This is a genomic window from Flexithrix dorotheae DSM 6795 (genome assembly GCF_000379765.1).
GTDB classification, from domain to species: domain Bacteria; phylum Bacteroidota; class Bacteroidia; order Cytophagales; family Flammeovirgaceae; genus Flexithrix; species Flexithrix dorotheae.
Window position 1 is genome coordinate 56,646 of record NZ_KB903435.1, and the last position, 10,459, is coordinate 67,104.

At 35.5% G+C, this 10,459-nt stretch carries 8 protein-coding genes; 4 read left to right on the forward strand and 4 right to left on the reverse strand.

Features of this window, described 5'->3' with window-relative positions; genetic code table 11:
- Nucleotides 1-10 precede the first annotated feature (10 nt).
- The 4 genes from A3EM_RS0110055 to A3EM_RS0110070 form a co-directional block, all read right to left on the reverse strand.
- On the reverse strand, nt 11-880 hold the full coding sequence (locus A3EM_RS0110055; protein ID WP_020528075.1) for a sigma-70 family RNA polymerase sigma factor: 870 nt from the start codon (nt 878-880) through the stop codon (nt 11-13).
- A 77-nt stretch (nt 881-957) separates the two neighbouring features.
- Nucleotides 958-1,356 carry a thioredoxin family protein gene (locus A3EM_RS0110060; RefSeq protein ID WP_020528076.1) on the reverse strand — a complete coding sequence of 133 codons (399 nt, stop codon included), beginning with the start codon at nt 1,354-1,356 and terminating at the stop codon, nt 958-960.
- A gap of 170 nt (nt 1,357-1,526) precedes the next feature.
- Nucleotides 1,527-2,954 carry a sigma-54-dependent transcriptional regulator gene (locus tag A3EM_RS0110065; RefSeq protein WP_020528077.1) on the reverse strand — a complete coding sequence of 476 codons (1,428 nt, stop codon included), beginning with the start codon at nt 2,952-2,954 and terminating at the stop codon, nt 1,527-1,529.
- 229 nt (nt 2,955-3,183) lie between these two features.
- Complete coding sequence (locus A3EM_RS0110070; RefSeq protein ID WP_020528078.1) at nt 3,184-4,314, reverse strand: hybrid sensor histidine kinase/response regulator; 1,131 nt, start codon at nt 4,312-4,314, stop codon at nt 3,184-3,186.
- Between the two features lie 503 nt (nt 4,315-4,817).
- On the opposite strand from A3EM_RS0110070, the gene A3EM_RS0110080 reads away from it, so the two are divergent.
- The 4 genes from A3EM_RS0110080 to A3EM_RS0110095 all read left to right on the forward strand — a co-directional run bounded on the left by A3EM_RS0110080 (nt 4,818) and on the right by A3EM_RS0110095 (nt 10,293).
- A complete protein-coding gene (locus A3EM_RS0110080; protein ID WP_020528080.1) occupies nt 4,818-5,573 on the forward strand; it encodes a ParA family protein in 756 nt (251 codons plus the stop codon).
- On the forward strand, nt 5,551-6,399 hold the full coding sequence (locus A3EM_RS45685) for a ParB N-terminal domain-containing protein (protein ID WP_020528081.1): 849 nt from the start codon (nt 5,551-5,553) through the stop codon (nt 6,397-6,399). The genes A3EM_RS0110080 and A3EM_RS45685 overlap by 23 nt, the downstream gene beginning before the upstream one ends.
- A 62-nt stretch (nt 6,400-6,461) precedes the next feature.
- Nucleotides 6,462-8,867 (forward strand): DnaB-like helicase C-terminal domain-containing protein, encoded by a 2,406-nt coding sequence (locus A3EM_RS0110090; protein WP_020528082.1) that lies wholly within the window; start codon nt 6,462-6,464, stop codon nt 8,865-8,867.
- Nucleotides 8,860-10,293, forward strand: a complete 1,434-nt coding sequence (locus A3EM_RS0110095; RefSeq protein ID WP_020528083.1) for a hypothetical protein — start codon at nt 8,860-8,862, stop codon at nt 10,291-10,293. Before A3EM_RS0110090 ends, A3EM_RS0110095 begins: the two co-directional genes overlap by 8 nt.
- Nucleotides 10,294-10,459 lie beyond the last annotated feature (166 nt).

The following is a 10,459-nucleotide window of genomic DNA, read 5'->3' on the forward strand; positions in this document are numbered from 1 at the left end:
AAATCTTATATTACCCTAAATATTCTGCAAGAAGATGACTTTTTGAACTTGATCTCAATCTTTTTATCGCTCTTTCTTTAATTTGTCTTACCCTTTCTCTTGTGATGCCAAGTTCCTCCCCTATTTGTTCTAATGAATGAATTGAATTTCCTCCCAGTCCAAACGCCATACAAATAACAGCTTTCTCTCTGTGTGATAATGTAGATAATACCCTGTCTACCTCAATTTTTAGAGAGTTGGTATAGGCCACATCTTCATCAGTGTTTTTTATTGTTTTGTCTTCCAAAACATCTAGTAAACTTCCTGTATCTTCAGATCCAAAAGGAGCATCTACTGAAACCTGTCTGGTTCCGGCTGCAAGAGTTTTATTTATTTCTCCCAAATCAACCTCCATGATCTCGGCCAATTCCTCAGGAGTTGGTTCTCGTTCATATCTTTGCTCTAATTCAGAAAAAACTCTATTTATTTTATTCAAAGTACTTGACCTGTTTAAAGGAAGTCTTACTATTCTTGAGTGTTCGGCAATGGCCTGCGCTATGGATTGTCTAATCCACCATACAGCGTAGGAGATAAATTTAAATCCTCTGGTTTCATCGAATTTTTGAGCAGCTTTTACCAATCCAAGGTTACCTTCATTAATCAGGTCATTTAGAGACAAATGCTTATTCTGGTATTGTTTTGCTACTGAAACCACAAATCTTAAGTTTGCTCTGGTTAGTTTCTCAAGAGCTAAATCATCGCCCATTCTAATTCTTTTCGCTAAATCAACTTCCTCCTCTGCAGTCAGTAATTCTATTTTACTAATATCGTTAAAATATTTCTCTAAAGATGCACTTTCCTTTCTGTTGGTAATAGTTTGTGTAATCTTTAATTGACGCATTTTTTGCCTTTAGTTTTATTTGAAATGTATTATAATTCTTGTTGTATTGTTCTTAATTCCAGACCTTAAACAATTACTTAGCTCAAATTGTTGCTTGTGTTATTATCCATTTGCAATTCATCTTCCGCCAAATGCTGTTTTGAGGACAATTTGCTGTCTATACTTTTTTGAATCCTTTCAGCAATTATTGCTTTGGGATAAAGCCCTTCTATATAATCTATAATTTCCCCTTCTTTAAAAATAAGAGTAGTAGGCAAATGATATATTCCATAGTACAATGCCAAACTTGGATTTTGTTCAATATCTAACTCATAAAATTGAACCTGATTTTTGTAGGAAGGCTGCAGGGATTCAAGAATCGCGGTGAAAATCTGGCTACTACCTGACCAGGAAGTTTTAAATTCTACCAAAACCAACTCAGGATTAGCGGCCACTTTTTCTCCAAAATCTTTTGGGCCCAATATATATTCAATCATTTAAGATGTGTTTTCATATGGAATACCTACACCAAATGAAATACCAATTTTATCCTAAATGAAAAATTCATCATAATTTCTTGATAATCAGTTGTTTAAATTACGTGTGGTAATAGGGGTAACTATGAAAAACAGCCTAAAATTGCTTAAATATCAGCAATTGCTGATATTTAAGTCCTTTTGATTCCCAATTTTTTCATTCTCGATTGAAGGGTTTTTGCATTAATACCCAAAAGGTTAGCAGCACCTTTCTCTCCACTTACCCTCCAGGAAGTCGTTTTCAATATCTCAAGAATATATTTTCGTTCATGATCCTCCAAAGTTTCAATCTTATTTGATACCAGGGATTTGCTACTGGAAAACCAGTTTCCTATTTCCAGCTTTTTCCCCTGGCTAATCACCACTGCACGTTCAATTATATTTTCTAATTCTCTAATATTGCCTGGCCATTCGTAATCTTGCAGTTTATTCACTACTTTTTTCGGAATAACATCAATTTGCTTTCCGGATTTTGCCGCATATTTTTTAACAAAATGATTTATTAAGATTGGAACATCTTCCTTTCGCTCTCTTAGCGGTGGGTTTTTAATGGGGAATACATTTAGCCTGTAATATAAATCTGACCTGAATTCCCCCTTTTGAACAGATTCTTCCAAATTCCTGTTTGTAGCAGCAATTATTCTTACATCTACCTTAGTAGTTTTAGAACTTCCCAATCTTTCAAACTCCCCCTCCTGAAGTACTCTGAGTAATTTAGCCTGAAGTTCCAATGGCATCTCCCCTATTTCATCCAGAAATATAGTTCCCTTATTGGCCAATTCAAACCTTCCTATTTTCTGTGAAATGGCACCGGTAAAAGCCCCTTTTTCATGCCCAAATAATTCGCTTTCAATTAAATTGGCAGGCAACGCTGCACAATTCACCTTCACTAAAGGCTGATTTCTTCTATTACTAATATTATGAACTGCCCTTGCTAATAGTTCCTTTCCTGTACCAGTTTCACCTAAAATTAAAACTGTGGTATCCGAAGGAGCAACTTGTTCTACCTGCAATAAGACTTTCTTGAAAACTTTGCTATTACTTACAATTTCTTCAAAATTGTGATTGAGTTTAATTTCCTCTCTTAAATACAAATTCTCTTCTTCCAATTTATCTTTTAATGCTTCTACTTCAGATAATGCCTTCTTCAAATCACTGATAAGCTGCTTATTATCTAACTTAAGCTGATAAATTTCAATAGCCTTTTTAAGGATGTGTTTCATTTCGTTTTCATCCCATGGCTTTGGAATATACCGGAAAATTCCTCCCTGATTAATGGCATAACTGATTGCTTCCAAATCACCATAACCCGTGAGCAAAATCCTGATTGTTTCAGGGTATTCATTCGCCACAATTTCAAGAAATTCCACTCCCGTCATCCCTGGCATTCGCTGATCAGTAATTACCAATGCAATTGGTTCTTTTTTAAGAATCTCTAATCCTTTGGCTCCGGAAATGGCAGTAATGATGTTGTAATTCCACATGAAGGCGCTCTGAAAAACCCTTAAATTAGGTTCTTCATCATCCACATAAAGAATATTATATTGTTGATCGTCCATTTAAGTTTTTTGGTTTTGCCACTAAAGTTGTTTGTCTTACATGAGCAGAAAATAAATTTGGTCAAGCCAGTTCCCTCCTAAAAAACCTTCACCTCTATCTAATTTTTAAAGCATTTACTTTTTACTATAAAAAAATGATCAGGTTAGTTTACTTTTTAAATTTACAATCAATCAGTTTCTCGACAATCTCAATTTCAATTAGTTCTGTCCAATTACTTTAGTCCTTAGTTTATTTTACTTCAATATTACTCACATTTGAAGCAATTTCTATTTTAAATATAGTATATTTATTTAGTTCACAACTAACTGAAAGTTTTCCATTTAATTTTTCCACTGCTTTTTTTACAATATAAAGCCCAAGTCCATGGCCTTTAGACTCCTTTGCTCCTCTATAAAACATCTCAAAAATCTTTTCCAGATTTTCTGGGGGAATCCCTAGTCCGTTATCTTCCAGCTGTATTTCCAACTTATTATTCCGGCAGCTGGTTTTTAATAAAATATAAGATTCCCTTTCCGCATTTGGATAACTAAACTGAATAGCATTTTCAATTAAATTTTTCAAAATAACTTTCAATAACTCAGGTTTTGAGACGAAATCCTCCTGCCCTGTAAATACTGTAGAAAATCGAATTTGATTCTTCTCCAAATCATTTTCAAAAGGGATTAATAAATCCTGAAAAAATTCCCTAAAAGAAATTTTTTTTGTTTCAATTTGGGATAAATTAAGCAGATTTATCATGAGGAGTTTTTCAAGCAAAGTGCCCATTTCTTTAGAAATCTGACCCATCATTTGAAAGTAAAAAAGGGCTTGTTCATCTTTGATTTCCAAATCAGCGAGTTTTGCAATTCCTTCTATTCTGGCTAATGGCCCCTTAAAGTCATGTGCTGCTCTGTAGAGGAACATATCCAGCTCGTGATAGGAATTGTTCAGTTCTTCATTTCTTTTTTTTAAATCCTGAATTAAGGACGCATTTTCTTTTTTCAGCCTGGAATTTTCCAATGCAGCATCAAATGCCCGTTTGAGTTCCTGCTCGTCCCAGGGCTTGGTAAAATAATGGTATATTTTTCCTTCATTGATAGCGGAAATCACTGCTTCCAAATCACTATAGCCAGTCAGCAAAATTCTGATTACTTCAGGATAATCATGGAGTATTTCCCTAAAAAACTCTACTCCTGTCATCCCAGGCATTCTCTGGTCGGCCACAATAAGGTCCACCTCTTTCTCTTTCAGGATTTTTTTGCCTTCCTCTCCTGATTTTGCTAAAAAAACATGGTAATCCCACATAAATGTAGATTGAAAAGCTCTTAAATTGCTTTCTTCATCGTCAATATAAAGGATCGTATATTTTTGGTCTTTCATTTAATACAATGCAATATGAGTATTCCGGTTGAATTTTAAGCCTTTTTACACAACAATTTTGCTCCTCATTCTAGTGATTTCTCCATGTAATTTCATTGTTATTTTTGTTACACAACAGGTAGTATATTTTTTCCCACCACTCTTAGCGAAAATACTTTTATCATCGGTAAGTTTCGTTTCCCTTAAAAACGATGATCTGAAAAAAATATGGGAATCTGGCTTTTCCGAAATAAATAAAACCCCTGCAAATTCAATATTTATTTGGCTAGTTTATGAGGGACAATTTATTAATTTTATTGTTATGCAAATTTGTTTTTTAAAGTTAACTTTTAATTCAGAAAACTGAAATATTATGATCGTATGTTTCTACAAAATACTTCCTCATTCCTTAAGAAAAAGTTCCTCTTTATAATAATTTTTATTCCCTAAAAAATTAGTCAAAAACATCAAAACTAAAATCAATTACTATTAAATTGCGAGCTTAATATTTTAATAAGCTTAACATGTCCAGAATTATTGCAGTAGTTAATCACAAAGGAGGAGTAGGAAAAACCACAACTACCTTAAACCTGGGAAAGGCTCTGGCACTTGCCGGAAAGAAGGTATTGCTTGTAGATATGGATCCTCAGACAAACTTAAGTCAATCTTTGGGAATAGAGGAACAGGAAGATAGTATTTTCAATTCCCTCTGTGACCAGACCTCCTTACCCATCATAACAATTGATAAAAATTTTGATTTGGTTCCCTCTGATCTGGAACTTACTACCGCAGAGATTAAACTCCAGGCAGATGTAAACGGGTATTTTAAACTGAGGAAACTTCTTAAAGAAGTGAGCTCTAAGTATGATTTTATATTTATTGACTGCCCTCCTTCTTTGGGTATTTTGACAATCAATAGTCTGATTGCCGCTAAAGAAATTATTATTTGTGTTCAATCACAGTTTTTGGCTGTAAAGGGTCTTAATACTATACTTGATCTGGTAGAAAGCTTAAAGGAAAATCATAATCCGAACCTGGAAATAGCTGGCATGTTACTTACCCAAACCAACAATACGGTATTGAGTAAAAGTATTATTGATTCGGTAAAAGGGACTTACAAAGGGAAAGTTTTTAAAACCGTAATTAGGCAAAATATCGCTTTACCAGAAAGCTCTTCCACAGGCCAGGATATCTTTACCTACGATCCGGAATGCAATGGAGCAAAAGATTATTTAGCACTTTCAAAAGAATTTTTAAATGGCAAAGAAGAAAAAGTTTGATGCTATACTTGGGAATGCATTAAGTAAATCAGATACATTTTCCAATGAAACCATAAAAGTTGATCAGGAATTTAAACAACTGATCCCAGCACTTACAGAGGAAGAGAAGTTTCAATTAGAACAAAATCTTATTAAGGAAGGCGTAAGAGAACCCCTTGTTGTTTGGGAGGAGGAAAACATCCTGCTCGATGGACATAACAGGTTTGAAATTTCTCAAAATAACAATCTTTCTTTTAAAGTAAGCAGGCAATCATTTACTTCCAGAGAAGAGGCAAAAGACTGGATGATTGCCAACCAGCTTGGGAAAAGAAACCTGACGAATGAACAAAAAAGCTACTTGAGAGGACTAAGGTATTTATCGGACAAACAACAGGGAAAGCGATCGGATTTAACTTCTGGACAAAATGTCCAAAAGTCAACAGCAACAATAATAGCCGACCAGTATAACGTGGATGAAAAGACGGTAAGAAGGGATGCCCAATATGCCAAGGGAGTCGATTTAATTGGAAAATCCAATCCTGAACTTAAAAGTGCAATTCTGAAAGGTGATGCAAAAATCAATAAATCGGATGTCCAAAAACTCGCTGGAATTGAAAACAAAAAACTAAATATTCAATCAGCTCAGGATATTAAGAAAATCCTTACCAAACACAGTTCATCAAAAACTGAATTAGCAAAAAGCACTACCGAGGGAATAAATGCTAATGTCAAAAAAATTAGAAATAAAATATTCAATGAATTGGATAAGTATATTTCTACAGGAAACCCGAAATCCTTCGACCAAATTATCAATCAATTGGAGGCCCTGAAAAAAGAGATCTCCTGATATTAGATTTTCATTATAATACCAATTATCCTTTTTTTCAATAATATTTTTTGAGATAAGAAATGCCTGAATTAAGCGAATTTTTAGAAACCGATATTTATCCTGCGGTATTTTCCCGACTGGATACCTTATTGCCTGAGTTTGATTTACAATATAAAAAAGGATATTGGCAAAGTGGGAAACAGAATAAATTGAAAACGGATGGGACAGAAGGCAGCACTGGCGGCTCAGTTTATATTTATGAAAACAGACCGGGGATTTTGAAGAGTTTTAAAGCCTCCTCCCCTTCTAAAAATCTTGTAGCTTATATTACCGAAAGGGATGGAATTTCCTGGATAGAAGCGGCAAATTTTCTTGCTGAGCAGGTGAACCTTACCCTCCCACATTCCAACCCGGAGCAAATCCAAAAACAAAAGGAAAACACACAAATAAAGGAAATCTGGTCGTCTGTAGAAAATTACTTTCAATACTTATTATTACATGAAAAAGAAGGGGAAGCGCATGTAAAATACCTGAAAGAGGAGAGGGCATTTACTGATCAGGATATAGAAAATACTGGATTTGGATTCTATCCGGGAAAAAGCCGGTTAAAAAAATATCTCCTCAAGTCGGGATATGAAGAAGACAAAATTGACTCCCTGCTTACTTCTTTCACTTCAGAAGAAAAGTTTGACCTGGCTATTCCGGTAACTGACAAACTGGGAAGGACAGAGGGGTTTATCCTCAGAAATATTAAACCTGCTCACAAAGGAGACCGGTATCGATATACTGAAGGTTATGAAAAGTCAAGAAACTTATTTAACCTAAATATAAGAAAGACTTCCCCCGATAAACCACTTATATTGGTAGAGGGCCAGATTGATTGTAAACTGATGGAATCCCGAGGTTTGGAAAGCGTAGTTTCCATTAATGGCAGTGATTTATCAGATGCGCAGGCAGGGCAAATACTCGAAAGTAAAGCCAAAATTATCATTTTTTGCCTTGATGGAGATTCTGCAGGAAAGTTCGCTACGGAAAAAGGCCTGGAAAAACTCTTAAACAGCCCTGAGAGTGAATTTCTCAGTTTCTTAATAGTTGCCCTACCAGAGCAGGAAAAAGACCCTAATGAGGTGATAAAAGCCTTAGGCGAAGAATCCCTACAAAAGGCGATAGATGAAGCCCTTCCTCTACATATTTGGTTAAATATTTCTATTCTGGAAAAAATAAAGACCAGTGAGGGAGATATGCTTACCCAGGTGGAAGAAGAAAAATACCTGGAATCTATTGCGGCCCATGCTTCTACCATTAAAAACCAGCTTACAAAAGGCAAATTTCTGGATGTATTTATGCAGAGCCGGGGAGAAGAAGCTGGAATTACCCGCCAAACTATTGAAGAAGCTGCAGCAAAACTACGGTATAACCATCAGAAAGAACAAGAAGCCAAAGACCTGCAAAGGGTTACTCAAATTGCCTCAAGGCTATTGAGGGAAGGACAGGTTCTGGAGGCCAAACAACAATTGGAAAATAAACTTTCCCAATTCGTAAGCATTGAAATCCAGGAGAAAGTCAAACCCTATACCTATTCTGAATTTGTAGAGGAAACCGCTACCGAACCAGACGATCTTATCACAGGAATTGCTTCACTTGACAGAATTATAAAAATTCCTCAATCTGCTATTACGCTGGTAGCCGCAAGACCATCACATGGCAAAACAACCCTTATGCTTAATATGTTTTATAACATGATCAAGCATTACCCTGAAAGACAATTTTCATTTTTTACTTATGAGGAACCTGCCAAATATCTTTTACTCAAAATTCTCAACAGGATATTATATGAAGAATTTAAGTATAAGAGTGATTTGAACTTTTTAAGAAGTTATCAGGCAGGTAAAATTAATACGATTGATCAGGTGGAACAAGCCAAAAAAAGGCTGAGTGAACTCATTAATCACAAAAGACTAAATATTTTTAGCTTTAACCTGAATGATAAAGAACTGGCTGAGGCCATAAAAGCTCAATACAAAAAGGGAACAACCGGAGCCGTTTATATAGATTATATTCAAAAAATCCCAGTCAGTCAACAAGCTAAGGGGTATGAGGTCATCAAACAAATTTCCAATACCATTTTAAATAAAATAGCTGTTCCTTTGCAAATTCCAGTAATTTTGGGAGCGCAATTTAACCGGGAAGCCAGAGCCAACAGGGTAGGGGAACTGCACTCTGATATGCTCAGAGAAGGTGGAGATTTGGAGCAGGATGCGAATACTATCCTGGGATTGCTAAATTATAATTTTGTGGATGAAACTGAGGATGAAATGGGAACGCCATTGAAGAAGGGAGAAATTTCTCAGATTGACATAAAAACTTTGAAATACAGAAACGGAACCCCGGGAAAAATTGCTAACTTAGAACTACACGGTAAGCACCATTATGTACAAACACTGGAAAAAGAGAATACCTTAAACTATTTGGGTAATAATGGATAAGAAGCTAGAAAAGAAGATAAAGGATTATTTGTATGAAAGAGGCTATCACCAGGCACTCGTTAACCAGGTGATAAAAGCCCTTACCCAGGAGGATGCCATTAAGCAAGCTGAGTTTCTCAACAGGATAATCGGTGAATTAAAGAATTTTTACAATGTGCTGGCCCAGGAGCAGGACTTAGTACTGGAAAGAGATGGAAAGTTTATAAAAAGCACAGAGAAGGAAATTTCCCAGGCCCTTTCCCTTCAAAGCGAAATGCTTAAAACCGGATTAAATAAATTTAAGGAAAGCGGATCGGTAGAACTCTTTAACTATTTTTCTAATGACCAAATCCTGCTCTTTTCCCATATTATTGCCGAATATTTAAAGCAAAGCATTACCCCGGTAATCCGGCATGGTCACGAACTATTTAAGGTTTATGCCAGGAAGCAACTCAATGGAAAACAGCTTTCCATATTTTCTGCAGAGCAAACACCCAGAAAGGTTCAGGAAACAGAACTTTTTAATAAAAAAATAGATGAATTACTGACAAGTAATCAAGCAAAAAATCCAAGTTCTATATCCAGGGCTATTGACCTCCCTCCAATTTTTGAAAATAATATGCCTTCCGATGTCCTTCAACAGGTTTCAAGGGATTTTTCTGAAAATGAGGTGAAGTCTATTCATGCTATAGTAGGCCTGGTGAATAAGGCCATTGCCACTAAGGACATTGAATACGTGAAAAACCTGGATTTGGTAGTGCTGGAGTTTGATTTAGGCGAATATTATAACCTTTACGGGCTGGTGAAAAAGAAGGAAAAGGATGGGAAATTCAGGTTTGATACCAGAGCTCAGGACAGGGCCAAACAAGGTTTATTAGAGCTACATAACAGGGAGTTTATTTTGCCAAATGAAAAAACAGTTGTAAGTAAAAAAAGCACAAAAACAATTAGGGAAATCAATATCAAGAAACTGGTTGATATTAAGGGAATAAAAATAGTAGAAGAACAGAAAACAGGTCATGAAAAAATCATTTTGAGTAACAGCATGAAGCTTACCCTTGATGGAGTTTTCCTAAGGGATTTACAGAAAAATTATTTTAAACTTCCCAAATACCTGAATAAAGAAATAGTGGATGCAATGGGGGGAAAACGGATTTCCCCAGCCATTCAATTATTTGTGGTTAATTTATTTGCCCATGCCCAGAAGGCTCAAACCAATACTATAGAACAAAATTATGAAACCCTGATTCCAATTATGAGATTGGAGAATTATGCGAAAAACGGCAGGAAAGGCATCATTAAAAAGAGAATAAGCCAGGGAATAGAGTGTGCCATGAAAATTGGAATTTTGAAAAATTTTGAAGAAGGCCGAAACAAATGGGGAGGATTGAAATATATTTTTCATGTCAATCTGGATTACTTCAAATTCAATCAGGAAATAGATTAAATATTTAAACCCAAACTTCCATTGATGTTAAACAGTTAAAGTTGGTGCCAGTTGTGTACTAATTCCTGTATTATTTTCATATTGGTGGGTGTTAGTTATGCAGTATTTCCTTCCAAATCCTTTAATCTCGTAAAGAAGGTGGGTGTCAGTCGTGCAGTTACCAATC